The following is a 24,449-nucleotide window of genomic DNA, read 5'->3' as shown; positions in this document are numbered from 1 at the left end:
CGGAATTGACAGCACATGCAGTACTTCGTAACACCATCGCCGGCGCCGCGTTGGCGCTGAGCGCCGCCGCCGCGCTGGCGCAGAACGGCGTATCCAACTTCACACCCTCCGAAAAAATCTCGGTCGGCACCATGTCCATCCTGGCCGCGCCGGTTGTCAGCGTGGCTGGTTCGGGGCATGGCGATTCCGGTCCGGCCGCCGGCTCGGTCGCGGTGGTCGCCGGTGGCGCGTACGTCGTCAGCGGCATCGCGCAGAGCGTGGCGGGCGGGGTCGAAGTGGTGCTGACATCGGTCGGCTCGGCGGCCAAGCTGTCGGTCAAGCTGGCCGGCAAGACGGTCGATGCGATCGGCCTGTCGGTGGGCAGCACGGTGCAGGTGGTGTCGGAAACCACCGGCACCCTGCTGGTCGCATCGGGCAAGGTCGTGGCCTTTATTCCTAACGCACTGGGCGAGGCGCTGTTGTCGCAAAAGCGCCTGCCGCCGCAATGAGGGTGCGGGCGCTGTTGGGCGCGGCGGGGCTGATCGCCATGCTGGGCGCCGCGCCGGCGCATGCCGGTCGTTCTTGCGAAGAGCATCCGGTGACGCAGGCTTCGCTGACCGAGGCGCTGGCCACCGGCCAGGCCTTGCAGGCGGCGCTGGACGCAAGCGGCAGCGAGGTGGCCTTGATCGCGCGCCAGGGCCAGGACCTGTCCAAGTATGGTCTGAAGTACAGCCATGCCGGCCTGGCGTTCCGCAGTGCGTCCGGGCAGCCATGGCGCGTGTACGAATTGCTCAACGAGTGCGGCACCGCCGATTCCGCGCTGTGGGTCGACGGCCTGGCGAATTTTTTCCTGGAGAACCCGTACACGCTGGACGCGCTGATGATCGTGCCGCCGCCTAAGCTGGCCGCCAAACTGGGCGAGGCATTGCGGGATCCGGCGGCGCTGCATGGCTTCCACGGCAGCCGCTACAGCATGGTCGCATATCCGTTCTCGACCAAGTACCAGAACTCCAACCAGTGGGTGCTGGAGGTGCTGGCCTCGGCCGAGGCCAGCGACTTCCGCATCCGCACGCGCGAGCAGGCGCAGTCGTGGCTGAAGATGGCCGGCTACACGCCGACCGAGATGCATATCGGTCCGTTGACGCGGCTTGGCGGCCGCGTGTTCAAGGCCAATATCGCGTTCGACGACCATCCCAGCGCGCTGCGTTTTTCCGACCGCATCAACGCCGTCACGGTCGATTCGCTGCTGGCCTTTTTGCGCGCGCGCGACGAGGGCTGGACCGTGCAGGAACTCAAGGGGCGCCGCTGACCCCATACCGCTCGCGGCACACCAGCGCGATCTGCTCGCGCAGCCAGCGCTGGGCCGGATGGGCGTCGTTGCGGCGGTGCCAGTGCAGCACGAACGGCACCGGCGCCAGCTCCAGGTCCGGCAGCGGCAGCACCGCCAGCGCGCCGGCCAGGCCGCTGGCATGCACCACGCCCTCCATCAGCGTGGCCAGCAGGTCGCTGCCGGCGACGATGGCCGGCGCCGCGTACATCTGCGGCAGCGTCACGGCGATCTGGCGCCGGCGCTGCAACTGCGCCAGCTTGACGTCGACATGGCCGACGCCATCGCCCTCGGGCGACACCAGCAGGTGCTGGCAGCTTAAAAAACGCGCCAGCGTCATTTTCTTTTGCGCCAGCGGATGGTCCTTGCGCGCCACGCAGACGAAGCGTTCCTCGAACAGCGGCAGCGTCGGGATGCGTGGCGTGCTGCCGCCGGGTACGCCGACCGCCGCGTCGGCCTCGCCGGCGTCGAGCAAGGCCAATGCATCCTCGCGCGCGCTGTAGGCCTTGATCCGCAGCGTGACGCCGGGCGCCTGCTGCGCCAGCCGTTGCAGCAGGGCCGGCAGCACGATGAAGGCCGGATGATCGGACAGCGCCAGCGTGAAGCGCACCGTCGCGCGCGCCGGATCGAAGGCCTGCGTGAACTCCAGCGTGCGCTGGATGCTGGCCAGCGCCTCGCTGAGAGGGCCGGCCAGTTCCAGCGCGCGCGGCGTCGGCTGCAGGCCGCTGGCGCTGCGCACGAACAAGTCGTCCTTCAGCAGCAGGCGCAGGCGCGCCAGCGCCGCGCTCATCGCGGGCTGGGTGCGGCCGATGCGCACGCCGGCACGCGTCACGTTGCGCTCGCAGATCAGGGCGTCGAAGGCGACCAGCAGGTTGAGGTCTATTCCATGTAAATCCATGTGGTGGATGATACTGCATATCAATTATCGATTGGACTTGCGTTGGTGGGGATTGCTACAGTGGCCGGGTCATTCACCGCTACAGAAAGTCCAACATGACCATGCAGACCATGCACGACAACGGCCTGACCACGGCCCAGCAGCAAGCCATCGAAACGCTATACCGCGCCTTCAACGAGCGCAACCCCGACCTGCTCGACCAGGCGCTGATGCCGGACTGGCAGGACACGCCGCTCGGACCCGGCCAGCAGCCCGGCCTGGCCGGCATGAAGCCGGTGGTCGCGATGTTCGGCGCCGCCTTCCCGGATGTGCACATCGCCATCCTCGACATGTTCGGCCGCGACGGCCGCGCCGCCGTGCGCGCGCAAATCACCGGCACCCATCGCGGCGAGTTTTTCGGCATCGCCCCTACCAATAAGGGTATTGCAATTGCCATCCATGAGTTTCATTATCTGGGGGCGGACCGCATTACCCATACCTGGCATCTGGAAGACTGGTTCGGCATGCTGAACCAGGTGGGCGCCTGGCCTCCTGTCCATTAATTTTTTAAGGAAATCATGACTTCTATCGCGATCGTTTACTTCAGCGGCTACGGCCACACCGTCAAACAGGCCGAGGCCGTGCAGGAGGGCGCCGCCGGCGTCGCCGGTGCGGAAGTGCAGGTGTTCCGGATCGACCAGAACGGCGACCTGTCCGAGGATGCGCTGGCCGCCATCGGCAAGGCCGACGCCATCATCTACGGCAGCCCGACTTACATGGGCGGTCCGGCATGGCAGTTCAAGAAGTTCGCCGACAAATCGTCCGCCTCGTGGTTCGGGCAGAACTGGAAGAACAAGGTGGCCGCCGGCTTCACCAATTCGGCGTCGGTCAACGGCGACAAGTTCTCGACGATCCAGTATTTCTGGACGCTGGCCATGCAGCACAGCCAGATCTGGGTCGGCACCGGCGTGATGCCGTCGAATAAAAAGGAACACGGCCCGGCCGACGTCAACTGGACCGCCGGCTTCGGCGGCGCGCTGGCGATCTCGCCGTCGGACGCCTCGCCGGACGAAGCGCCGCGCAGCGGCGACCTGGAAACCGCCCGCCAGCTGGGCAAGCGGGTGGCCGAACTGGCGGCCCGCCTGGCCTGACCCGCAGGCGGCGCAGGTGGGCGCGGCCGCGCCCACCCTGCTAGAACCATTTCTTTTGCAGCGCGGCGAACGTGCCGTTGGCCTTGATGACTTCAAGGCCCTTGCGAAAACGTTCGACCAAAAGATCGTCGGTCCTTGGCCCGAACGCCATGTAGCTGCCGCCGCTGCCCAATTCGCTCAACTGCAGCGCCCGGACCAGTATTTTGGACGGGTCGTTCCCTTCGCGCCGCACAATGTCCGTCGCCACCATGTCGCTCATGGCCCACAGATCGACGCGCCCCAGCTTCAGTTTTTCGTAATTGGTTTTTGGCTGGGCGTTGCCATGCAACTGGCGGCCCTTGACGAAGCCCTTCGACTCCAGGTATTGCTCGCGCACATCGCCGTTGATGGTGGCGATGTTGTAGCGCAGCGCGTCGGCCAGATTGTCGAGCTTGAGATTGCGTTCGCGCAGGGCGAACAAATAGGAACCGTCGGGCGGCGAGACCACGCCGACCCACTTGAACAGATGCTCGCGCTCGGACGTCCGCATGATCGAGAAGATCAGCACGTTTTCCCCGTGCAAGGCGGTCGCATAGGCGCGCGCCCAAGGCATGACCTGGATGTCGGCCGCCACGTCGATTTCCTTGAGGACGGCTTCGACGACCTCGGTGCTGAAGCCGGTGACCTTGCCGTTTTCCAGGAAATTGACGGGGCGATTTTCCTCCGTTACGCAGGTGACCGTCGTGGTGGTCGCGCTCACGGTGCTCGCCCAACATATCAAGCTCGTCCAGAGCAGCAAACGAAACATCTTCATTTCCAAATGGTCCTCTGGTGTGGCGTCAAGAAACTTGTGCGCCTGAGGCCATTATACGAGTGTTTGCGTGGTTCCTTTAATGGCCGTGCGGGCAGCGCGCCGACGCGCAATCCGCGCGCCGTTTGATTTTTCGGATCGCCGGCGCGCGCGCCGGCTTACGGCAGCGTGTCGGGCGCCCGCGCGGTGATGTCCAGGCCGATGCCGCGATAGCCGATGAAGCGCCCGGCCTGGTCGAAGCGCGGTTCGCCGCTGACCTGCAGGTACTGTCTGGCGCCGGCGGCATCGATGCGGTGGTAGACGAAATCGATGAAGGGCTCGCGCCGGGCGATCAGCTCATCGAGTTCCCGGCGTTGCCCGGCGTCCCGGCCGCCGGGCGTGGCGATCGCGGTCAGGCCGTCGTCCGCCAGTTGCAGGTCGAGCATTTCCAGCACCGGCCCGGAGATATTGGTGAAGCGTCCCTTGGCGTCCTGTTCCCAGTACCAGTCGGACGACAGTTCGGTGAAGCTCTTGAAGCGCGCCTCGCTCTCCCTCAGTTCGGCGGTGCGCTCGGTCACCGTCTGTTCCAGCAGCTGGTTGTGCTGCGCCAGCCGTTGGTACAGCAAGCGCACTTCCAGCATGTTGCGGATGCGGGTTTCCACCTCCACCAGGTCGAACGGCTTGCTGATGAAGTCGCGCGCGCCCGCTTGCAGCGCCCTGAGCTTGTGATTCGGCTGCGCCGTCAGCACCAGCACCGGCAGGTAGCCGCTCGGTTCGACGGCCTGCAGCTGCGCCATGACGGCAAAGCCGTCCAGCACCGGCATCTGCAGGTCCAGCAGGATCAGATCGTAGCGGTGCGCGGCATGCAGGCCGGCGACCTCGGTCGGATCCATGGTGCTGCTGACGCGGGTGTAGCCCGCATTGCGCAGCAACTCGCACAGCAGCAGCACGTTGGCGTGCTGGTCGTCGACGATCAGCACATGCGCCTGCAGCATTTCCGATAGCGCGATCATCAGCCTTGCTCCTTGTGGTCCAGCGCCTTGCCGGCCGCGTAGTCCAGCGCCACGTCGAGCGCCGTCATGAATTCGTTAATATTGATCGGCTTGGTCAGATAGCGGAAGAAGCCCGCGCTCAGGCCGTGATCGATGTCGGTTTGTATGGCGTTGGCGGACAGCGCCAGCACCGGGATGTGCGCGGTCAGCCGGTCGGCGCGCAGCATCTTCAGCGCATCCAGGCCGCTGATGCCCGGCAGATTGATATCCATCAGGATCACGTCGGGCAGCGCGCTGCGGGCGATATCGATGCCGCCCTGGCCGTCGACCGCGGCCAGCAGCCGCAGATCGCTGCGGCGCTCGATCAGCTGCTCCACCAGATTCAGGTTGGCCGGGTTGTCCTCGACATACAGCAGGGTGCGCAAGGCGGCGTGGGCTGCGCCGCTGGTGCGCTGCTCGGGCGCGGGAGCCACCGTCGGCGGCGCGGCGGCGTTGCCGGCGGTGGTGGCCAGTTCGAACCAGAACGTGCTGCCTTCGCCCACCACGCTGTCGACGCCTATCGTGCCGCCCATCAGCTCCACCAGTTGCTTGGTCACCACCAGGCCGATGCCGGTGCCTTCGGCGCTGCCGGCTTCCTGCCCCAGGCGGTTGAACGGCTGGAACAGCTGCTTGAGCTGCTCGGCGGACAAGCCGATGCCGGTGTCGGCGACGCTGACGCGCAGCCGTCCGCCGGGCAGCGGCGTGCAGCGCACGCTGGCCTTGCCGTCGTCGCGGTTGTACTTGATGGCGTTCGAGAGCAGGTTGATCAGCACTTGTTTGATGCGGGTGCGGTCGGCGTGCACGTAGTACGGATCGGCGCCGGCCGGGAAGTCGATCGCGATGCCGTGTGACAGGGCTTGCGGCGCGATCATCACTTCGCAATCCTTCAGCACATCGGACAGCGACATCGATTCCAGCACCATCGACAGCTTGCCCGATTCGATCATCGCCAGGTCCAGGATCTCGTTGATCAGGCGCAGCAGATACCAGCCCCCTTTCAGGATTTGCTCGATGGACAGCTTCTGCGCCGGCGACGGCAGCGGCGTCGCGGTCTCCATCAATTGCGCAAAACCGAGCACGGCGTTGAGCGGCGTGCGCAGCTCGTGGCTCATATTCGACAGGAATTCGGATTTGGCCAGGTTGGCCTTCTCGGCCGCCGCGCGGGCGCCTTCGAGTTCGACGTTTTTCTCCTGCAGCACGCGCTCGAGCTCCTTGCGCTCGGCGATGTTGCGGGCGGCGGCGAACACGCCCTGCAGGGCGTTGTCGCGGTCGTGGAAGGTGGTGGCGTTGTAGGACACCGGCGTCGCTACGCCGTCGCTGCCCAGCGCGACCAGTTCGCAATCGATGACCTTGCCGTCGCGCAGCACCTGGCTGATCGCCGCGTCGGCCTGCGCGGGGTCGATGAAATACGTCTTGAACGGCGTGCCGATCAGCTGTTCACGGCTGCGTCCGGTCAGCAGCACCATCTGGTGATTGACGTCGCTGATCAGGCCTTGCGGATCGCAGGTCATCAGCGCGTCCATATTCGATTCGATCAGGCTGCGCGTGTAGAACTGCTGGTCGCGCAGGCGCTGGTCCAGCACCGCCTGTTCCGCTTCGGCGCGCTTGCGCTCGGTGTTGTCGGTGCCGATCAGCAGATAGCCGATGATGGCGGCTTCCCCGTCGCGCAGCGCGCTGATCGAGACGCTGGCGGCGAGGCGGCCGCCATCCTTGCGCAGGAAGGTCAATTCAACGACGTCCTCGACGCCTTGCGCGGCCTTGGCCAGCAGCGCCGGCAGGCCCGCCGGCAGTTCGATGCCCAGTTCGCTACGCAGCGCGGCGGCGCGCTGGCGCATTTCTTCGGCGTCGGCCAGGCTGTCGGGGGTGACCATGCCGACCACCTCGCCGGCGTGGTAGCCCAGCATGCGCTCGGCGCCGACGTTAAATATCTGAATCACGCCAGCCGCGTCGGTCGCGATGTAGGAAAAATGCGCGTTGTTGAAGATGGCATGCTGGAGCACGTCGGTCTGCAACGGCGGGGAGAGGCGGCGGTCGCCGGTGTGCTGGTGAGTGTCCATAGCGCTTTCGCTGAAAGGGTGTGGTGGGTGACGTCCGCTCGGGCGGCTATCGGAGAGCGCCGGCGGCGGGCGCGGGAGGCAGCAGGCGGGCGAATTCCCGTTTGACGACGTCGTAGCATTCGCAGACATCCTGCTCCAGCCCGGCGCGCCGCACCACCGTGATATGGCCGCGCCGGTAGCTGATGTAGCCATTGCTCTGCAACTTGCCGGCGGCGACCGTCACCCCTTCGCGCCGCACGCCCAGCATATTGGCGATGAGCTCTTGGGTGATCTTGAGTTCATTGGTCGGCAGGCGATCCAGGGTGAGCAGCAACCACCGGCACAACTGCTGTTCGACGGTGTGGTGGCGGTTGCAGACCGCCGTCTGCGACATTTGCGTCAGCAATGCCTGGGTGTAGCGCAACAGCAGACGCTGCAACGGACCGCTGCGTTCGAACTCTTGCAACAGGATCGCGGCGCTGAGGCGGTAGGCGACGCCGCTGGCCTGGACCACGGCGCGGCTGGGCGTCGAGTTGCCGCCCATGATCAGCGCCACGCCCAGCATGCCTTCATTGCCGACGCCGGCGATCTCGGACGAGCCGCCGTTTTCCAGCAAGTAGTGCAGCGAGATCACGGCGCTGACCGGAAAGTACACATGGTGCTGGCGGTCGCCCGATTCGTACAAGGCATCGCCGACCAGCAGCGGAACCAGTTCCAGATGGGGCGCCAGGCGCGCGTAGTCTTCGGCGGGCAAAACCTTCAGCAGCAGGTTGCGTGTGGGATCGTTCAGATGAGTCATTAAATATTCCTAGAGCGGAATATTTCAAAAACGAAAGACTCCTTGCCCAGCGTACCACGTAATTATTATTTCGCCCGCACAATAGGCGGTACCAGCTTTGACTTCCGGATACCGCGTGCATGCGCGGGACGTGTTGTTTCCAAGCGTCAAAAAGCCCGCGCAACGCGGGCTTTTTAAATGCACAAGCCGTGCTAAACCATTTTCCCCGCACCCTGGCTATCTGCCAGGTGTCCGCGGCCGGTTGGAGCGTGGCCGGTCAATAATTAATTGACGACCTGGATATTGCCTGCTTTTTCGCCCTTGGGGCCGACGCTGCGCTCAAACGAGACGCGCTGATTTTCGGACAGGCTCTTGAAGCCGGTCGATTGGATATCCTGGAAGTGGGCGAACAAGTCTGCGCCACCTGCATCCGGCGTGATAAAGCCGAAGCCCTTGGCGTCGTTGAACCATTTGACGATACCGGTTTGTTGAGTGCTCATGAGTTTTCCTTCAATTGTAAAAATATAGGCGACATTGCCATACAGGCACTTGGAACCAAGAAATTAAAACCGAAGGAGATAAAACTGAACGGCTTGGTATAAAGCCATGCGGAGTTGAGACCAACAAAATTACGACTTGATGCAAGTACGGGATGCACTATACATGGCTAGCGGCGAATTGCCTAAGGTTATATATATATTTAATTCAAAAAAACGACGCAGCCATTGGCTCGCGGCACAAGGATTTTATATTTCCTGTCCCGCCGGAAATTCTCTTGGTCGAATGTACGCTAGCGTACGGATCTTGTTTTGATAATGGGTAACTCTATGTAGTAGGGCTCAGCTTGTTCCCGGCCGATCATTTTCTTCGGTACCCAAGGCTATAACCGGAGATGGCGATGATTTTAATAGTGGAAGACGATATCGATCTGGCGGAAACCCTCGCGATGTTATTGGAGAGTTCCGGCTACGATGTGCAGGTGGCCCACGACGCCGAGGAAGCGCTGAGAAAAATCGGCGAGCAAAAGCCGGATTTGCTGATCTCGGACTGCATCATGCACGGCCGTACCGGTTTGGAATTAAGCCAGCAATTGCGCCAGCGTTATAGCCGCAGCGCGTTGCCGATTCTGCTGATGAGCGGATCGTTGCGCAGTCAGGTCGCTTACGGCGACAGCTATGATGCTTTTATCGGCAAGCCGCTTTTAGCCGAATCCTTGCTGCTGCAGATAAAGAAACTATTGAACGAAGGCGATGCCGCCTTGGAGGCAAGTCTGGGCGAGAAATAACGTTATCCGCGTTTATCCGGTCGAATCTTGAACCGATATTCAAAGATTGGAACGATCATGCGGCGGCCGTGCCGCGCGGCGGGAAATTCAAATAATGCCTTGCCCCCAGGCTGAACTGTGCAAGAATGAAACACGCGTCGGAGCGCGCAAGATATTGTCCTTCTATTGCCAACTTGGAAATGTGTCGCTCTCACCATTTTCCGCCCATCCGCTGAACCCGCGGAGCTAGAACAAGGAGAGCGCAATGGAAAAGCTCATGCGGCGGGTGCGCTTTTCCGTGTCGCTGTCAGCCCTGCTGACCCTGCTTATCGGCCTGGCCTTGACGGCGGCCCTGTTCGTCACCGTCCGGCAAATCGAGGCGGCCCGGCAAAATGCCCAGTTCCAGCAAAACGCCAAGCTGCGCATCAACGCGGTGGTCGGCGGCATGCGCGACGCGGTGGCCCAGATCGACGTGCTCAATCAGTTGTTCGCCACCTTTGGCATCATCAGCCGTGAACAGTTCCATCGCTTCACCGCGCCGCTGCTGGAGCGCTCGCCACAAATCCTGGGGCTGTCCTTCCAGCGTCTGATCCAGTCCGGCGACCGCGCCGCCTACGAGGCGGCCATGCGCCGCCGCTATCCGGGCTTTGCGCTGACGGAGCTGGCGGACGGGCGCGTACGCGGCGCCGGCCCGCGCGACGCCTACCTCGTCATCGACTACCTGGAACCGCTGTTCGGCAATGAAGGCATGCTGGGACTGGATACGGCGCCGATGCCGGAAGTGGCGGCGGCGCGGCGCCTGTCGCGCGAGCGCGGCGGCATGGCCGCCACCGGCGTGCTGCCGCTGCTGTTCGCCGGCGGCCGGCAGGCTGGCTTCCGCGTGCTGTCGCCGGTGTTCTGGCAGGGAGCGCCGATCGACACCGCCGCGGCGCGCCAGCGCGCGGCGATCGGTGAAATCGTCGCCGAGTTCCGCGCCGACAGCCTGCTTGAACCCGTGCTGCAGGCGCAGGGCTTCGCGCCGCAGCAAGGCATGAGCATGCTGTTGTATGCCGCGCCGGACGGCGCGGCGCCGCGCCTGATCGCGCGCTATGGCGCCGCGCCGGCCACGCCGGCCGGCCTGGCGCGGAGCCGGTCCGTGTTGCCGGAGTGGCTGTTCTTTGACCGCCCGGCGCCGCTGACGTTGCGCTTCGCGCTGGCCAACCAGGCCTTGCTGGTCGAGGCCAGCCAGGCGGAAATGTTCTTCGCCGACGGCCACAATGCTTCGCTGTACGCGCTGCTGGGCGGCTTGCTGTCGACCGCGTTGGCGGCGGCCTATGTGTATGCGCTGGTGTCGCGCATCGCCACCATCGAGCGGGTCACGCGCGAACGTACCGCCGCGCTGGAGTTTGCCAATCTGCGCCTGGCCGAGGATGTCGCCCAGCGCGCCCAAACCGAGCAGGGGCTGCGACTGCGCGAGCGCGTGATCGAGGTGTCGGCCAACGCCATCATCCTGTGCAGCGCCCAGGCGCCGGAGTACCCGATCGAATACGTCAATCCTGCGTTCGAACGCATCACCGGCTTCAGCGCGCAGGAGGTGCTGGGACGCAGCCTGGATTTCCTGCACGGCAGCCAGCAATATCAGGGCAATATCGAGCAGATCCACACCGCCTTGCGCGAGCAGAGCGAAGGCCATGCGCTGGTGCGCCATCACCACAAGGACGGCGGCGGCTACTGGAGCGATCTGTTCGTGGCGCCGGTGCAGGACCAGAGCGGCGCCGTCAGCCATTTCGTGGTGGCCCAGTACGATATTTCGGCGGCGATGGGTTACGAGGCCGAGATCGAGTACCAGGCCACCCACGACAGCCTGACCGGCCTGGCCAACCGCAATTTGCTGCGGACGCGCTTGAATGACGCCATCGCCGGCGGGCGGCGCCGCAACAGCTCGTTCTGGATCGCTTTCCTGGACCTGGACCGGTTCAAGTTCGTCAACGACACACTGGGCCACGAGGCGGGCGACAGCCTGCTGAAAATCATGGCCGCGCGCCTGCTGGGCTGCGTGCGCGAAACGGACACCGTGGCGCGCCTGGGCGGCGACGAATTCATGCTGGTGCTGCCGGAGAATCCCGAGGACGGCACCGGCGTCGCCGTGCTGACCCGCATCATGGAGGCGGTGGCGCTGCCGATCCTGGTGCAGGACCACGAATTCTTCCTCACCTGCAGCGTCGGCGTGGCGACCTACCCGACCGACGGCGACAGCGCCGACAGCCTGACCCGCTGCGCCGACATCGCCATGTACCGCGCCAAGGAAATGGGGCGCAACGTTTTCCAGTTCTACACCGCGCAGATGAACGAGCGCACGCTGGACCGGTTGAAAATCGAGGCCGATCTGCGGCGCGCGCTGGAGCGCGAGGAATTCGTGCTGCATTACCAGCCGCAACTGAGCTTAAGCAGCGGCCAGATCGTCGGGATGGAGGTGCTGCTGCGCTGGAATCATCCAACCCAGGGGATGATCGCGCCGACCCGCTTCATCGGCCTGGCCGAGGACATGGGCTTGATCATCCCGATCGGCGCCTGGGTGCTGCGCACCGCCTGCCTGCAGACCATGGCGTGGCAGCGCGCCGGCTGGCCGGCGCTGCGGGTGGCGGTCAACCTGTCGCCGCGCCAGTTCGTCCAGCATACGCTGGTGCAATCGATCGCCGACCTGCTGCGGGAAACCGGCATGATGCCGCAGCTGCTGGAGCTGGAATTGACCGAAGGCACGGTGATGAGCGATGTCGACAGCGCGATCGACATCCTGCGCGATCTGAAGGCGCTCGGCGTGCATATCTCGATCGATGATTTCGGCACCGGCTATTCCAGCCTGTCGTATCTGCGGCGTTTTCCCATCGATGTGCTCAAGATAGACCAGTCCTTCGTGCGCGAACTGACGATGGACGCCGACAGCGCCTCCATCGTGCGCGCTATCGTCACGCTGGCCCATAGCCTGCGCTTGCAGGTGATCGCGGAAGGCGTGGAAAACGAGGCGCAGCTCGATTTTCTGCGGTCCGAAGGCTGCGACCTGATGCAAGGCTATTACTACAGTCGTCCGATCAATGCCGACGAATTCGAGCAGCTGTTGCGCCTGGACCGGCGCCTGCCGACCCTGCCGGCCGAGCCGCCTCGCCTGTAAGCCGGGCTGGAGCGGCCTGCCGCCGACGCTGGCGCTGCTTGACGCTGGACCTGCTTGCGCTTATATTAATGACTTATAAGTAAGTTAAAATCGAGTACACCCATGCAAGCCCCTCAAGATACCAAGCCACGCTGGGAGCGGCGCAAGGATGCGCGGCCGCAGGAATTGCTGGCGGCGGCGCTGGACCAGTTCGTCGAGCGCGGCTATGCCGGCACGCGCCTGGAGGACGTGGCCAAGCGCGCCGGCGTGTCCAAGGGCACGCTGTACCTGTATTTCGCCAACAAGGAAGAACTGTTCAAGGCCGTGGTGCGCGAAAACATCGTGCACGCCATCGGCGAGGCCGAGCAGGAAGCGGCCGTGTTCGAGGGCCCCAGCGCCGAGCTGCTGCGCGCCATCCTGATGAAGTGGTGGAACCAGATCTGCGCCACCCACCTGGCCGGCATCACCAAGCTGATGCTCGCCGAAGGCAATAACTTCCCCGAATTGGCGCAGTTCTACAACGAGGACGTGGTGGCCCGCGGCAACGGCCTGATCGCCAGTGTGCTGGTGCGCGGCATCGCGCGCGGCGAGTTCCGCCCGGTCGATCCGGCCGTGATGACGCCGGTGCTGGTGGCGCCGGTGCTGATGCTGATGATGTGGACCCACTCCTTCATGCCGACCTGCGAGATGCCGGCGATCGACCCGCAAGCCTTCATGGCGACGCTGATCGACGTCACCCTGCGCGGCCTGGAAGCGCCCAAGCCGTGAGCCGCCCAGCCCGCGATTTGCGCCCAACTTGCCATTTTGGTAGGTTCAACCCCCTTAAACTGCAGACTGTCGCAATTTCCCGCGAACCCGCCGTCATATCGTTAATATGTGCCTCGATGCCAGTTCAACGATAAAATGACGGATTATTTAATCCGACCAGAGTCTTAAGATGAATATCGAACAAGCCCGCTTCAACATGATCGAACAGCAAATCCGCCCTTGGGACGTCCTGGACACGAGTGTGCTGGATCTGCTGATGGTGGTGAAACGCGAGAATTTCGTGCCGGCCGCGCACAAGGCGCTGGCGTTTGCGGACACCGAAATCCCGCTGCCGGGCGGCGTTTCCATGCTGAACCCGAAGGTGGAAGCCCGTCTGCTGCAAGACGTCAACGTCAAGAAGCATGAGAGCGTGCTGGAAATCGGCGTCGGCTCCGGCTACCTGGCGGCGCTGCTGGCGCACAAGGGCCGTCACGTGACGGCGGTGGAAGTGTCGGCGGAGCTGAAAGCGCTGGCGGAACAGAATTTGGCCGACAACGGCGTCACCAATGTGACCGTGGAACTGGGCAATGGCGCCCAGGGCTGGACCAACGGCGCGCCGTTCGACGTGATCGTGGTGACCGGCTCGCTGCCGGAGCTGCCGCCGGCGTTGTTGCAACAATTGAAAGTGGGCGGCCGTCTGGCGGCCATCATCGGCCAGTCGCCGGCGATGAAGGCGCAGCTGATCACCCGTACCGGCGAAGCCGGCTACGACACCCGCACGCTGTTTGAAACCGACGTGAAAGCGCTGGCCTCGGCCACGCAGCCGTCGCAGTTCAAGTTTTAAGCAAGGCGGACCAGCATGCAGCAGATCACCGCTCTGGAACTGGCCGACTGGCTGGCGGACGATGCACGGCCCAGCCCGATGTTGCTGGACGTGCGGGAAAACTGGGAATTTGAAACCTGCCGTATCGACGGCTCGGTGCAGATCCCGATGAATACCATACCGGCGCGCATAGACGACCTGGATGAGGATGCGGCCATCGTCTGCATCTGCCATCACGGCGCGCGCAGCATGCAGGTGGCCGCCTTCCTGGAGCGTAACGGCTTCGGCAAGATGGTCAACCTGACCGGCGGCATCCACGCCTGGGCGCTCCAAGTCGACAGCACGATGGCCAAGTATTAAGTGCCGCGGCGCTAGTAACGAGCGCGGCGCTAGGGTAGTGTGTTTTTGATTTGATCAACTTTTTTTGATGACTCCAACGGAGAATGCAATGCAGAGACCCCTTATCGCCGTGCTGATCACCAGCGCCTTCTTGACGCTCAACGCACAGGCGGCCGACCTGATCCAGGTATATCAGCAAGCGCTGGCCAACGACGCCACGTACGCCAGCGCCCGCTCGTCGCTGACCGCCGGTCAGGAACGGATTACCCAGGGGCGCTCCGGCCTGCTGCCGAGCATTTCGGCCAACGGCACCAATACCCGCAACTCCGGCGACCAGACCGCGCCCAACTTCCTTGGCATCATGACCAAGAACGATGTCGACAACCACAGCAACTCCTACACCGTGCAACTGAGCCAGCCGCTGTTCAACTGGGCCAACTGGCAGACTTACCAGCAGAGCAAGCTGGCGCAGGCCACCGCCGAAGCCACCTTCGCCCAGGCCCAGCAAGACCTGATCACCCGCGTGGCGCAAGCCTATTTCGACGTGCTGACGGCGCAGGACAACCTGACCTCGACCCAGGCGCAGAAAGTGGCGACCACTGAACAGCTGGCCTCGGCCAAGCGCAACTTCGAAGTCGGCACCCAGACCATCACCGACACCCACGAGGCGCAGGCCGCGTACGACCTGGTGGTGGCGCAGGAATTTGCCGCCATCAACGACCTGGACAACAAGCGCACCGCGCTGCAAACGATCATCGGCCAGACCCCGGGCGCACTGGCGCCGCTGCGCACCGGCGTGGCGATCAACGCGCCGTCGCCGGCCGCGGTGGAACCGTGGGTCAGCTCGGCCGAGAGCCAGAACTACGCCGTCGTGGCCGCCAAGCTGAACGTGGAAATCGCCAAGCGTGAAATCGAGCGCAACCGCGCCAACCACATGCCGACCGCCAACCTGATCGCCAGCACCACGCACCAGAACACCACCGGCGTCCAGCGTTCCAACAACAACGCCATCGGCGTCAGCTGGAACGTGCCGATCTTCAGCGGCTTCGCCGTCACCAGCAAGGTGCGCGAAACCATCGCGCTGGAAGACAAGGCCCGCAACGACCTGGAAGCGACCAAGCGCGCCGCCTCGCAGAACGCCCGTTCGGCCTACCTGGGCATGAACAGCGGCCTGGCGCAGGTCAAGGCGCTGGAAGCGGCCGAAGTGTCGAGCAAGTCGTCGCTGGATTCGAACAAGCTGGGCTACCAGGTCGGCGTGCGCATCAACATCGACGTGCTGAATGCCCAGAAGCTGCTGTACTCGACCCAGAAAGACCTGGCCAAGGCCCGTTACGACACCATCATGAACGGCCTGCGCCTGAAGTCGGCCGCCGGTTCGCTGAAGGAAGACGACCTGGCGCCGATCAACGCCCTGCTGGCGCACTAAGCTGCGCTGAGCTTGATACAAAAACGCCGGTTCAGTTTCTGAACCGGCGTTTTTTTTTAGAGTCCGGCGCCCTGGCCGTCGAAACTGCGTTCGATCAATTCGATCTTGTAGCCGTCGGGGTCGGTGACGAAGGCGATCACCGTCGAGCCGCCCTTGACCGGGCCCGGCTCGCGCGTGACGGCGCCGCCGTTGGCCTTGACGGCGCTGCAGGCGCTGACGATGTCGTCGGCCGAGATCGCGATGTGGCCGTAGGCGGTGCCCAGCTCGTAGCTGGTCTGGCCGTAGTTGTAGGTCAGCTCCAGCTCGGCATGCTCCGGGTTGGAACCGTAGCCGAGGAAGGCCAGCGTGTACTGGTACTCGGGATTGTCGCTGGTGCGCAGCAGCTTCATGCCGAGTACCTTGGTGTAGAAATCGATCGAGCGCTGGAGGTCGCCGACGCGCAGCATGGTGTGCAGAATACGCATAGAGGTCTTTCGTGGGAACGGATAAACCAGAATTCTATGCGTTTTGCCGCAACCCTGCTCAGCTCTCGAGCCGCGCGTCCAGCGTGATGTGGGTGTTGAGCAGCTTGGACACGGGGCAGTTGTCCTTGGCCTTGAGCGCCGCCGCCTCGAATTTCTGCTGGTCGGCGCCGGCGATCCTGGCCACCAGGTTCAGGTGGACTTCGGTGATGGCGAAGTTGCCGTCCACCTTGTCCAGCGTGACGGTGGCCGTGGTGCTGAGGTTTTGCGCCGTCAAGCCGGCCTCGGCCAGGATGCCGGACAGGGCCATCGTGAAGCAGCCCGCGTGCGCGGCGCCGATCAGCTCCTCCGGATTGGTGCCGGGGCCGTCCTCAAAGCGCGAGTGAAAGCCATACTCGACGTTGTCCATGACGCCGCTTTGCGTGGAAATCTTGCCGCCGCCGTCTTTCAGGCCACCGCTCCATACTGCCGAACCCGTGTGTTTGCTGATCATGATGTTGACTCCTTATTTGCCTGCGGTTGTGGTAGCGGAAGGCGCCACGCGCCAGATGATGTTGCCGACGTCGTCCGCCACCAGCAGCGCGCCTTGTTTGTCGACCGCCACGCCGACCGGACGCCCATGCGCCTTGCCGGTGTTGTCGAGGAAGCCGAACAGGAAATCTTGCGGCGGGCCGGACGGCTTGCCGCCGGCGAAAGGCACGAACACCACCTTGTAGCCGCTGTGGGGCTTGCGGTTCCACGAGCCGTGCTGGCCGATGAACACGCCGCCCTGGTAAGAGCGGGGGAACAGGGCGGCGTCGTAGAACGCCAGCCCCAGCGAGGCGGTGTGGCCGCCCAGCGCGTAGTCGGGCGCGATCGCCTTGGCCACCAGCTCCGGCTTCTGCGGCGCGACGCGGCGGTCGACGTGCTGGCCGTAGTAGCTGTAGGGCCAGCCGTAGAAGCCGCCTTCCTGCACCGAGGTCATGTAGTCCGGCACCAGGTCGTTGCCCAATTCGTCGCGTTCGTTGACCGTGGTCCACAGGGTTTTGCTGTGCGGTTCCCAGCCCATGCCGTTGGCGTTGCGCAGGCCGGTCGCGTACAGGCGCGCCTTGCTGGTGGCGAGCTCCAGCTGCCAGATGGCGGCGCGGCCGGTCTCGGCATCGATGCCATTCTCGCCGACGTTGCTGTTGGAGCCGACCGTGACATACAGGTACTTGCCGTCCGGGCTGGCGATGACGTTCTTGGTCCAGTGGTGGTTGATGGTGCCGGCCGGCAGGTCCATCACCTTGACGCCGGGCACATTGATCGAGGTCGCGCCTTCCTGGTAGGGGAAGCGCAGGATGGCGTCGGTGTCGGCCACGTACAGGTTGTTGCCGACCAGCGCCATGCCGAACGGCGAATTCAAATCCTTGATGAAGACGGTCTTGCTTTGCGCCGCGCCGCTGGCGTCCAGCCCGCGTAGCAGCGTGATGCGGTTGGCCGACGGCGTGACGGCGCCGGCCTTCTTCATCTCATACTGCATGATCTTGCCCTTGATGCCCTTGCCGTCGTCGGGCTTGGGTGGGGCGTTGGTCTCGGCCACCAGCACGTCGCCGTTGGGCAGCGGGTACACCCAGCGCGGATGTTCGAGGCCGCGCGCATAGGCGGTGACGTGGAAGCCGGGCGCGGTGCGCGGCTGGTCCTGGCCTTTCCAGGCTTCGGCCGGCGCCACGTTGACGGTGGGGATCAGCGTGCGCTGCGGTTCCGGCAGCACGGCGTTGGGGCCGTAGCCGGTCGGATAGGTCTGGGCAAATACCGCCGGCGAGGCCAGCAGGGCGGCAATGGCCGCGTGGATGGATTTCATGGTGGCGCCGGTCAGTCGCGCTTGTTGCCGGGTTGCGGCTGGGCGGTGGCGGGGACGGGCCCGGGGGCACGGGTTTTTTCCACGCCGGGCTGGTTGTGCAGGTCGGTATCGACCAGACCCCGTTCGATGTCGCTGGCGGCCTGCTTCATGACGTTGCGCGGCTTGGCATCCTGGGCGTCCGGCGCTTCGTCGCGCTCGTGCGGCAGGCGTTTGACGCCGTCGTTCTCGACCTTGGCGTCCGTGTTGACGTGCGCGTCTTTCATGACGTTCTCCAGATGCTGTGGTTGTGTCCCATCTTAACCAGTTGTTTTTTCCGCCGTCGCAGCATTGAATCCTGACAACTATCCCCTGAAGTCGTTTATCATTTGTTCACTTTTTTCCACGCTTTTACGATCAGGATGTTTGCATGAGCACTGCTGTGACTTCGGAACACGACGCCCACGCGCCGTCGGCCAACTGCCCCAACTGCGAGGCGGTGGTCAGCGGCCACTTTTGCTCGAACTGCGGCCAGGAAGCCATCCTGCACCACGCCAGCACGCGCGAGTTCCTGCACGAGTTCGTCGGCCATTACGTGGCGCTGGAGGGCAGGTTGTGGGGCACGGTGATGCGCCTGCTGTTCCGCCCCGGCGCGCTGACGCTGGAATATATCCGCGGCCGCCGGGTACGCTTCGTGCAGCCGCTGCGCCTGTACCTGACGCTAAGCTTGCTGTTCTTCGCGATCATGAAATTCTCCGGCGGCTTCGATCCGGGCGTGGGCGACAACGACAAGCCGGAGACGGTGGTGGCGTCCGGTACGGCGGACGCGGTGGGCAAGGTCGCCGATGTGCAGGCCAAGGCGGCCGAGAAGCTCAAGGCGCTGACGCCGGAGGAGCAGCGCGGCAAGGCCGCCGCTGAAGCGGCGATCAACGACATGCAAAAAGAATTCAAGCTGGAGGCGTCCAGCGCCGCCGTGCGCGAAGCCAAGCGCGGCAAGGAGGCGGATCGGAAGAAGGACGAGGACATGAATGATCTCAACTTCACCGTGCTGGACAAGAACGGCGATTTCCTGAACCGCTGGCCGAAGCTCAGGCACAAATGGCAGGCGTTCGAAGACCTGCCGGGCAGCGAAAAGGGCAAGGTCTTCACGGAAGGCTTCTACCACTACGCGCCGTATGCGATCTTCTGCCTGATGCCGGTGTTCGCGCTGTTCCTTAAGGTGCTGTACCTCGGCTCGGGCAAGCGCTTCGGCGAGCACCTGCTGTTCGCGCTGCACACCAACGCCTTCGCCTTCTTCATCTACAGCGTGATCCTGCTGGTGCCGTTCGGCCTCGTCAGTTTCGTGCTGTGGTGCTGGCTGCTGGGCTACCTGCCGTGGGCCATGCGGCGCGTGTACGGCGGCAGCCGCTGGGGCGTGTTCTTCCGCTGGGGTACGCTGATGACCTTCTATTCGATGGCGGTCGGCCTGGCGATCCTGCTGTCGATGCTGGGCGGGATCATGAGCGTCGGCGGCCACTGAGGTCCTTGCAGTCTGGCCGCCGGCACACTATACTGCGCAAAATACTGTTTAAATGTACAGTTGTGAGGCGGGCGGGTAATAGCAGAAGCCTGCGTTATGGGTTACTCTGCTGCGTGTCGCCGACCTCACCCTTTTGCCGAGATTTTTATGACCGCCACGCCCGCCGTTTATCAAACCATCGCACTGGTCGTGCGCCAGAACACCGACGGCATCGCCGAATCGGTGCGCAGCGTGGTCGATTTCCTGCAAAAGGACGGCTACACGGCGGTGTTTGAAGAGCAGACCGCCGCCCATCTCGGCTTCGAGATGGCGGGCGTGCGGGTCATGAGCGCCACCGAAATCGGCGCCCACTGCGACGCCGCCATCATCATGGGCGGCGACGGCACCATGCTGGGCATCGCGCGCCAGCTGGCGCCGTTCGACGTGCCGCTGATCGGCATCAACCAGGGCCGCCTGGGCTTCATGACCGACATCCCGCTCGACGCCATGCTCGACGTGCTGCCCAAGATCCTGGCCGGCCGCTACAAGGCCGAGCGCCGCACGCTGCTCGAAGGGCGCGTGGTGCGCAACGGCGAAACCATCCACGTCGGCCTGGCCGTCAACGATGTCGTGGTGTCGCGCGGCGCCGGCGCCGGCATGGCCGAGCTGCGGGTCGACGTCGACGGCCACTTCATGTACAACCAGCGCTCCGACGGCTTGATCATCTCGACCCCGACCGGTTCCACCGCGTACGCGCTGTCGGCCGGCGGGCCGCTGCTGCATCCCAGCCTGGGCGGCATCGTGCTGGTGCCGATCGCGCCGCACGCGCTGTCGAACCGTCCGATCGTGCTGCCCGAATCGAGCGCGATCGTGATCGAGATCGTGCGCGGGCGCGACATCTCGGTCAATTTCGACATGCAGACCTTCGCCAGCCTGACCGCGCAGGACCAGATCATCATCCAGCGTTCGCCGCACTCGATCACCTTCCTGCATCCGGAAGGCTGGAGCTACTACAACACGCTGCGCGAAAAGCTGCACTGGAATGAACATCCTTCCGCTGAAGGCAAACTCAATTAACCTCACCAGGCCTCCATGCTCCGTACTCTGTCCATCCGCGATTTCGTCATCGTCGACACCATCGAACTGGAATTCTCCGCAGGCTTCACCGTCTTCACCGGCGAGACCGGCGCCGGCAAATCGATCCTGATCGATGCGCTGACGCTGGCGCTGGGTGGCCGCGGCGACGCCAGCGTGGTGCGCGAGGGCGCGGCCAAGGCCGACATCACGGCGGACTTCGCGCTCAGCGAGCAGGCGCGCGACTGGCTGGCCGCCAACGAGTTCGCGGTGGAGGAGGGGGGCGCGCTGCTGCGCCGCGTGATCGACAACGCCGGCCGCAGCAAGGCCTACATCAACGGCATCGCGGCGACGGCGGCGCAGCTGCGCGAGATCGGCGACATGCTGGTCGACATCCACGGCCAGCACGCGCACCAGTCGCTGATGAAGACCGAGGCGCAGCGCGTGCTGCTCGACAGCCAGGCCGGCGCCGGCAACGATGTGAAGGCGGTGACGCTGGCCTACCGCGCCTGGCGCGCGCTGGGCAAGCAGCTGGAGGAGTTCGAGACCAACGCCGCCAACGTGCTGTATGAGCGCGAGCGGCTGGAGTGGCAGGTCAACGAGCTGGAAAAGCTGGCTGTCAAACCGGGTGAGTGGGCGGAGGTGAGCAATGAACAGAGCCGCCTGTCGCACGCCGCCAGCCTGCTGGAGGGCGCGCAGGAAGCGCTGACGGTGATCTCGGAAGCGGAGGAGCAGCCCATCCTGTCGCAGCTGTCGTCGCTGAACCAGAAGCTGGGGAAGCTGGCCGGCATCGACACCGGCTTGCAGGCCATCGTCGACCTGATCGAACCGGCGCGCATCCAGTTGCAGGAAGCCGTGTATGCGCTCAACGATTACCTGGACCGGGTCGACCTCGATCCCGAGCGGCTGCGCAAGGTGGAGGCGCGGATGGATGCGATCCACTCGGCGGCGCGCAAGTTTCGCATCACCGAAGAGCAGCTGCCGGAGGAGCACGCGAAGCTGGCCGAGCGCCTGTCGCAGATCGCCGACGCCAGCGACATCGAAGGCTTGCGCAAGCAGGAAGAAAAACTCAAGGCCGTGTACATGGAGCAGGCGCAGCGCCTGTCCGGCACGCGCGCCAAGGCGGCCCGCCAGTTGAGCGACGCGGTCACACAGGCGATGCAGGAACTGAACATGACGGGCGGCCGATTCGAAGTCGCGCTCAACGCCGGCGAGCCTGGCGCGCATGGCCTGGAGCAGATCGAGTTCCTGGTGGCCGGCCATGCCGGCGTGGCGCCGCGCTCCTTGGCGAAGGTGGCATCGGGCGGCGAACTGGCGCGCATCTCGCTGGCGATCTCGGTGATCACCTCGAACGCCACCACCACGCCGACGCTGATCTTCGATGAAGTCGACAGCGGCATCGGCGGCGGCGTGGCCGAAGTCGTAGGGCGCCTGCTGCGCCGCCTGGGCCAGGAGCGCCAGGTGCTGTGCGTGACGCACTTGCCGCAGGTGGCCAGCCAGGCCGGCCAGCACTTCCAGGTGGCCAAGGGCACGCTGGAAAACGGCAAGACCGCCTCCCGCATCGACGTGCTGGATTCCAAGGCACGCGTGGAAGAAGTGGCGCGCATGCTGGGCGGCCTGGAAATCACCGCCACCACCCGCAAGCACGCCCGCGAACTCCTCGCCTCCTAAATCCGGGGTCAGGTCCCCCATTTGAGCATGAGCTCGCCATGCAAAGGCGAGCTCATGCTCAAATGGGGGACCTGACCCCGGATTTTCTTATCTATAATGGCAGGCTGTCCTATACACGCTGCCATTGGCCTACATGACCTTCTTAAAAGAACCTCCCTACAAGCACGGCACGGTTGGCCGTAGCGCCATCGTGCTGGTCAACCTGGGCACGCCCGACGCACCTACCCGCTCGGCGGTGCGCCGCTACCTGAAGGAGTTCCTGTCCGATCCGCGCGTGGTCGAGATTCCGCGCGCCGTGTGGTGGTTCATCCTTAACCTGATCATCCTGCCGTTCCGTTCCGGCCAGTCGGCTAAAAAGTACGCGTCGATCTGGACCCGCGAAGGCTCGCCGCTGAAGGTGCACACCGCCGCCCAGGCCATGCTGCTGCGCGGCGCGCTCGGCGAACGCGGCCACCAGAACCTGACCGTGGCCATGGCCATGCGCTACGGCTCGCCGTCGCTGCCCGAAGTGCTGGCCAAGCTGAAGGCCGACGGCGTCGAACGCATCGCCGTGCTGCCCGCCTATCCGCAGTATTCCGGCACCACCACCGGCTCGATCTACGACGCCGTGTTCGACCACTACGGCGCGGTGCGCAACATTCCCGAGCTGCGCTTCGTGCGCAACTACCACGACCACGACGGCTACATCCGCGCGCTGCGCCAGTCGGTGCAGGCGCACTGGGACGCCCACGGCCGCCCTGACAAGCTGGTGCTGAGCTTCCACGGCGTGCCCAAGCGCACGCTGATGCTGGGCGACCCCTACCACTGCGAGTGCCTGAAGACCGCGCGCCTGCTGGCCGCCGCGCTGAAGCTGACGCCGGATCAATATATCGTCACCTTCCAGTCGCGCTTCGGCAAGGCCGAGTGGCTGCAACCGTACACGGCGCCCACCATCGCCCAACTGGCGCGCGACGGCGTCAAGCGGGTGGACGTGCTGTGCCCCGGCTTCACCAGCGATTGCCTGGAAACGCTGGAAGAAATCGCGATGGAAGTGCGGCACGATTTCGAGCAGGCCGGCGGCCGGGAATTCCACTACATCCCCTGCCTGAACGAATCGCCGGCCTGGATCGCCGCCATGGCGGAAATTGCCGAGCAGCATATGATCGGCTGGCCGACGCAGATGGTTGCGGCCCAGCATGATGAAGTGAAGAAAGATGCGGAGATCGGCCGGGCCGCCGCCCTCAAACTGGGCGCCGCCGACTGAAAAGAGACAATCTCGCCACAACTCCGCCCGGGCAGCGTAATCAGCACTTGCGGGTGACGAGTGCCAGCCTGTTAAAATAGCCGGCTGAAGGGGAAGTCGGCATAGCAGATCCATGCCGTCGCCAAGACGATGTACACCAGGATGGATGCTGCGATCAGTGGCAACTTCATGGTAGGGCGCTCCCGGAAAAACTGCCGCGATGGTTGTCTTTAGTACATCTTAGACGCTGCGGTGCAAAAAAGTAGAGCCTGCACAGACGAAGTTTTGTAACGCGTGTTACATGAGGCCGCTTGTGGGGCAATGCGCGCTGGCGGTGATGAAATAACGGGCAGAATAACCCTTGAAAAGATAGGTTATCGCCCCATTTGCAGCCAGTGCAGTAAGAAAAGTAATGTCAAACAAATACGATAGTAGGAGTCTATAGATGCAAGATCAGGAAAACCAAGCCGTACCTAATCCAGAGGCGGCAGCAGCCGCTGCGTCGGCCCCGCCATCGACTCCCGACCAGCCTACGCTGGAGGAGCAGCTGTCGGCCACCGAAGCGAAGCTGGCCGAGATGCACGACGCCTTCATGCGCGCCAAGGCCGACGGTGAAAACATCCGTCGCCGCGCCCAGGAAGACGTGGCCAAGGCCCACAAGTTCGCCGTTGAAAGCTTTGCCGAGGCCATGGTGCCGGTCAAGGACAGCCTGGAAATGGCCCTGAAAGTTGAAACGCCGTCGATCGAATCGCTGAAGGAAGGCGTGGAAATGACGCTCAAGCAGCTGTCGTCGGCCTTCGAGAAAAACCGCCTGCTGGAGATTCTGCCAGCCCAGGGCGACAAGCTGGACCCGAACAAGCACCAGGCTGTCGCCGTGGTGCCTGCCGACCAGGAAGCCAATACGGTAGTTTCCGTACTGCAAAAAGGCTATATGATCGCGGACCGCCTGCTGCGTCCCGCCATCGTGACTGCGGCGCAAGCGAAGTAAATTATTTTTGCTTCCGCACCGAACTAAGCACTTGAAAACATACAGCTTTTCCACATATTAGTA

General features: G+C 64.1%; 25 protein-coding genes. 15 read left to right on the top strand and 10 right to left on the bottom strand.

Annotation, left to right across the window (positions count from 1 at the left end; all coding sequences use genetic code 11):
- Positions 1–5: 5 nt before the first annotated feature.
- Both V6M89_RS15790 and V6M89_RS15785 read left to right on the top strand, forming a co-directional pair.
- The gene (locus V6M89_RS15790) at positions 6–488 is read left to right on the top strand and encodes a hypothetical protein (protein ID WP_332854048.1); all 483 of its coding nucleotides are present in this window, start codon (positions 6–8) and stop codon (positions 486–488) included.
- Complete coding sequence (locus V6M89_RS15785) at positions 485–1,288, top strand: DUF2145 domain-containing protein (protein ID WP_332854047.1); 804 nt, start codon at positions 485–487, stop codon at positions 1,286–1,288. The genes V6M89_RS15790 and V6M89_RS15785 overlap by 4 nt, the downstream gene beginning before the upstream one ends.
- Here V6M89_RS15785 and V6M89_RS15780 read toward each other — a convergent pair.
- Positions 1,272–2,204, bottom strand: coding sequence for a LysR family transcriptional regulator (locus V6M89_RS15780; RefSeq protein WP_332854046.1), 933 nt, complete (start codon positions 2,202–2,204; stop codon positions 1,272–1,274). The two genes, V6M89_RS15785 and V6M89_RS15780, sit on opposite strands and share 17 nt — an antisense overlap.
- 95 nt (positions 2,205–2,299) lie before the next feature.
- Here V6M89_RS15780 and V6M89_RS15775 point away from each other — a divergent pair, with 95 nt between their 5' ends.
- Both V6M89_RS15775 and V6M89_RS15770 read left to right on the top strand, forming a co-directional pair.
- Positions 2,300–2,746, top strand: coding sequence for an ester cyclase (locus tag V6M89_RS15775; RefSeq protein WP_332854045.1), 447 nt, complete (start codon positions 2,300–2,302; stop codon positions 2,744–2,746).
- 15 nt (positions 2,747–2,761) lie between these two features.
- Positions 2,762–3,334, top strand: a complete 573-nt coding sequence (locus tag V6M89_RS15770) for a flavodoxin family protein (protein WP_332854044.1) — start codon at positions 2,762–2,764, stop codon at positions 3,332–3,334.
- Between the two features lie 40 nt (positions 3,335–3,374).
- Here V6M89_RS15770 and V6M89_RS15765 read toward each other — a convergent pair whose 3' ends face one another.
- The 5 genes from V6M89_RS15765 to V6M89_RS15745 all read right to left on the bottom strand — a co-directional run bounded on the left by V6M89_RS15765 (position 3,375) and on the right by V6M89_RS15745 (position 8,448).
- On the bottom strand, positions 3,375–4,073 hold the full coding sequence (locus V6M89_RS15765; protein ID WP_332854043.1) for a substrate-binding periplasmic protein: 699 nt from the start codon (positions 4,071–4,073) through the stop codon (positions 3,375–3,377).
- A gap of 209 nt (positions 4,074–4,282) precedes the next feature.
- Positions 4,283–5,116 (bottom strand): response regulator, encoded by an 834-nt coding sequence (locus V6M89_RS15760; protein WP_332854042.1) that lies wholly within the window; start codon positions 5,114–5,116, stop codon positions 4,283–4,285.
- Positions 5,116–7,191, bottom strand: coding sequence for an ATP-binding protein (locus V6M89_RS15755; protein ID WP_332854041.1), 2,076 nt, complete (start codon positions 7,189–7,191; stop codon positions 5,116–5,118). Before V6M89_RS15755 ends, V6M89_RS15760 begins: the two co-directional genes overlap by 1 nt.
- 46 nt (positions 7,192–7,237) lie before the next feature.
- Entirely contained in the window at positions 7,238–7,969 is a 732-nt protein-coding gene (locus V6M89_RS15750) for a Crp/Fnr family transcriptional regulator (RefSeq protein ID WP_332854040.1), read from the bottom strand.
- A gap of 263 nt (positions 7,970–8,232) precedes the next feature.
- Positions 8,233–8,448 (bottom strand): cold-shock protein, encoded by a 216-nt coding sequence (locus V6M89_RS15745; protein ID WP_332854039.1) that lies wholly within the window; start codon positions 8,446–8,448, stop codon positions 8,233–8,235.
- A 398-nt stretch (positions 8,449–8,846) separates the two neighbouring features.
- On the opposite strand from V6M89_RS15745, the gene V6M89_RS15740 reads away from it, so the two are divergent.
- From V6M89_RS15740 to V6M89_RS15715, 6 genes are all read left to right on the top strand, one after another.
- Positions 8,847–9,233 carry a response regulator gene (locus V6M89_RS15740; protein WP_332854038.1) on the top strand — a complete coding sequence of 129 codons (387 nt, stop codon included), beginning with the start codon at positions 8,847–8,849 and terminating at the stop codon, positions 9,231–9,233.
- 244 nt (positions 9,234–9,477) lie between these two features.
- On the top strand, positions 9,478–12,360 hold the full coding sequence (locus V6M89_RS15735) for a bifunctional diguanylate cyclase/phosphodiesterase (RefSeq protein ID WP_332854037.1): 2,883 nt from the start codon (positions 9,478–9,480) through the stop codon (positions 12,358–12,360).
- A 102-nt stretch (positions 12,361–12,462) separates the two neighbouring features.
- Positions 12,463–13,107, top strand: coding sequence for a TetR/AcrR family transcriptional regulator (locus V6M89_RS15730; RefSeq protein ID WP_332854036.1), 645 nt, complete (start codon positions 12,463–12,465; stop codon positions 13,105–13,107).
- 169 nt (positions 13,108–13,276) lie between these two features.
- Positions 13,277–13,930, top strand: a complete 654-nt coding sequence (locus tag V6M89_RS15725) for a protein-L-isoaspartate O-methyltransferase family protein (RefSeq protein WP_332854035.1) — start codon at positions 13,277–13,279, stop codon at positions 13,928–13,930.
- A 15-nt stretch (positions 13,931–13,945) separates the two neighbouring features.
- The gene (locus V6M89_RS15720) at positions 13,946–14,269 is read left to right on the top strand and encodes a rhodanese-like domain-containing protein (protein ID WP_161007007.1); all 324 of its coding nucleotides are present in this window, start codon (positions 13,946–13,948) and stop codon (positions 14,267–14,269) included.
- 88 nt (positions 14,270–14,357) lie between these two features.
- Complete coding sequence (locus V6M89_RS15715) at positions 14,358–15,674, top strand: TolC family outer membrane protein (RefSeq protein WP_332854034.1); 1,317 nt, start codon at positions 14,358–14,360, stop codon at positions 15,672–15,674.
- 56 nt (positions 15,675–15,730) lie between these two features.
- Here V6M89_RS15715 and gloA read toward each other — a convergent pair whose 3' ends face one another.
- Genes gloA through V6M89_RS15695 form a run of 4 tightly spaced genes read right to left on the bottom strand, consistent with a single transcriptional unit; the run spans position 15,731 to position 18,220 of the window.
- Positions 15,731–16,138 carry a lactoylglutathione lyase gene (gene gloA, locus V6M89_RS15710; RefSeq protein ID WP_116992071.1) on the bottom strand — a complete coding sequence of 136 codons (408 nt, stop codon included), beginning with the start codon at positions 16,136–16,138 and terminating at the stop codon, positions 15,731–15,733.
- Positions 16,139–16,196: 58 nt separating this feature from the next.
- Positions 16,197–16,628, bottom strand: a complete 432-nt coding sequence (locus tag V6M89_RS15705; RefSeq protein WP_332854033.1) for an OsmC family protein — start codon at positions 16,626–16,628, stop codon at positions 16,197–16,199.
- Between the two features lie 12 nt (positions 16,629–16,640).
- A complete protein-coding gene (locus V6M89_RS15700) occupies positions 16,641–17,957 on the bottom strand; it encodes a PQQ-dependent sugar dehydrogenase (RefSeq protein ID WP_332854032.1) in 1,317 nt (438 codons plus the stop codon).
- An 11-nt stretch (positions 17,958–17,968) separates the two neighbouring features.
- On the bottom strand, positions 17,969–18,220 hold the full coding sequence (locus V6M89_RS15695) for a hypothetical protein (RefSeq protein WP_332854031.1): 252 nt from the start codon (positions 18,218–18,220) through the stop codon (positions 17,969–17,971).
- Positions 18,221–18,363: 143 nt separating this feature from the next.
- On the opposite strand from V6M89_RS15695, the gene V6M89_RS15690 reads away from it, so the two are divergent.
- From V6M89_RS15690 to grpE, 5 genes are all read left to right on the top strand, one after another.
- Positions 18,364–19,452: a DUF3667 domain-containing protein gene (locus tag V6M89_RS15690; protein ID WP_332854030.1), complete on the top strand. Its 1,089-nt coding sequence runs from the start codon at positions 18,364–18,366 to the stop codon at positions 19,450–19,452.
- A gap of 147 nt (positions 19,453–19,599) precedes the next feature.
- On the top strand, positions 19,600–20,508 hold the full coding sequence (locus V6M89_RS15685) for an NAD kinase (RefSeq protein WP_332854029.1): 909 nt from the start codon (positions 19,600–19,602) through the stop codon (positions 20,506–20,508).
- A gap of 15 nt (positions 20,509–20,523) precedes the next feature.
- On the top strand, positions 20,524–22,176 hold the full coding sequence (gene recN, locus V6M89_RS15680) for a DNA repair protein RecN (RefSeq protein WP_332854028.1): 1,653 nt from the start codon (positions 20,524–20,526) through the stop codon (positions 22,174–22,176).
- A gap of 133 nt (positions 22,177–22,309) precedes the next feature.
- Entirely contained in the window at positions 22,310–23,419 is a 1,110-nt protein-coding gene (gene hemH, locus V6M89_RS15675; protein WP_332854027.1) for a ferrochelatase, read from the top strand.
- A 424-nt stretch (positions 23,420–23,843) separates the two neighbouring features.
- Positions 23,844–24,386, top strand: a complete 543-nt coding sequence (gene grpE, locus V6M89_RS15670; RefSeq protein WP_116992077.1) for a nucleotide exchange factor GrpE — start codon at positions 23,844–23,846, stop codon at positions 24,384–24,386.
- Positions 24,387–24,449: the final 63 nt, after the last annotated feature.

The sequence above is a fragment of the Duganella sp. S19_KUP01_CR8 genome (assembly GCF_036688705.1).
In the GTDB taxonomy this organism is placed as follows: Bacteria; Pseudomonadota; Gammaproteobacteria; order Burkholderiales; family Burkholderiaceae_D; genus Rugamonas.
The sequence above is the reverse complement of the archived record's forward strand: the minus strand, read 5'-3'. Positions and strand labels throughout refer to the sequence as shown.

Bases quoted from the DNA above. Each gene is read 5' to 3' on its own strand.
- V6M89_RS15740 (WP_332854038.1), top strand. From the start codon at position 8,847: ATGATTTTAATAGTGGAAGACGATATCGATCTGGCGGAAACCCTCGCG.
- V6M89_RS15760 (WP_332854042.1), bottom strand. From the start codon at position 5,116: ATGATCGCGCTATCGGAAATGCTGCAGGCGCATGTGCTGATCGTCGAC.
- V6M89_RS15685 (WP_332854029.1), top strand. From the start codon at position 19,600: ATGACCGCCACGCCCGCCGTTTATCAAACCATCGCACTGGTCGTGCGC.
- V6M89_RS15775 (WP_332854045.1), top strand. From the start codon at position 2,300: ATGACCATGCAGACCATGCACGACAACGGCCTGACCACGGCCCAGCAG.
- V6M89_RS15745 (WP_332854039.1), bottom strand. From the start codon at position 8,448: ATGAGCACTCAACAAACCGGTATCGTCAAATGGTTCAACGACGCCAAG.
- V6M89_RS15770 (WP_332854044.1), top strand. From the start codon at position 2,762: ATGACTTCTATCGCGATCGTTTACTTCAGCGGCTACGGCCACACCGTC.
- V6M89_RS15700 (WP_332854032.1), bottom strand. From the start codon at position 17,957: ATGAAATCCATCCACGCGGCCATTGCCGCCCTGCTGGCCTCGCCGGCG.
- V6M89_RS15780 (WP_332854046.1), bottom strand. From the start codon at position 2,204: ATGGATTTACATGGAATAGACCTCAACCTGCTGGTCGCCTTCGACGCC.
- V6M89_RS15730 (WP_332854036.1), top strand. From the start codon at position 12,463: ATGCAAGCCCCTCAAGATACCAAGCCACGCTGGGAGCGGCGCAAGGAT.
- V6M89_RS15705 (WP_332854033.1), bottom strand. From the start codon at position 16,628: ATGATCAGCAAACACACGGGTTCGGCAGTATGGAGCGGTGGCCTGAAA.
- V6M89_RS15715 (WP_332854034.1), top strand. From the start codon at position 14,358: ATGCAGAGACCCCTTATCGCCGTGCTGATCACCAGCGCCTTCTTGACG.
- V6M89_RS15695 (WP_332854031.1), bottom strand. From the start codon at position 18,220: ATGAAAGACGCGCACGTCAACACGGACGCCAAGGTCGAGAACGACGGC.
- recN (WP_332854028.1), top strand. From the start codon at position 20,524: ATGCTCCGTACTCTGTCCATCCGCGATTTCGTCATCGTCGACACCATC.
- V6M89_RS15750 (WP_332854040.1), bottom strand. From the start codon at position 7,969: ATGACTCATCTGAACGATCCCACACGCAACCTGCTGCTGAAGGTTTTG.
- V6M89_RS15755 (WP_332854041.1), bottom strand. From the start codon at position 7,191: ATGGACACTCACCAGCACACCGGCGACCGCCGCCTCTCCCCGCCGTTG.
- V6M89_RS15690 (WP_332854030.1), top strand. From the start codon at position 18,364: ATGAGCACTGCTGTGACTTCGGAACACGACGCCCACGCGCCGTCGGCC.
- hemH (WP_332854027.1), top strand. From the start codon at position 22,310: ATGACCTTCTTAAAAGAACCTCCCTACAAGCACGGCACGGTTGGCCGT.
- gloA (WP_116992071.1), bottom strand. From the start codon at position 16,138: ATGCGTATTCTGCACACCATGCTGCGCGTCGGCGACCTCCAGCGCTCG.
- V6M89_RS15785 (WP_332854047.1), top strand. From the start codon at position 485: ATGAGGGTGCGGGCGCTGTTGGGCGCGGCGGGGCTGATCGCCATGCTG.
- V6M89_RS15720 (WP_161007007.1), top strand. From the start codon at position 13,946: ATGCAGCAGATCACCGCTCTGGAACTGGCCGACTGGCTGGCGGACGAT.
- grpE (WP_116992077.1), top strand. From the start codon at position 23,844: ATGCAAGATCAGGAAAACCAAGCCGTACCTAATCCAGAGGCGGCAGCA.
- V6M89_RS15725 (WP_332854035.1), top strand. From the start codon at position 13,277: ATGAATATCGAACAAGCCCGCTTCAACATGATCGAACAGCAAATCCGC.
- V6M89_RS15735 (WP_332854037.1), top strand. From the start codon at position 9,478: ATGGAAAAGCTCATGCGGCGGGTGCGCTTTTCCGTGTCGCTGTCAGCC.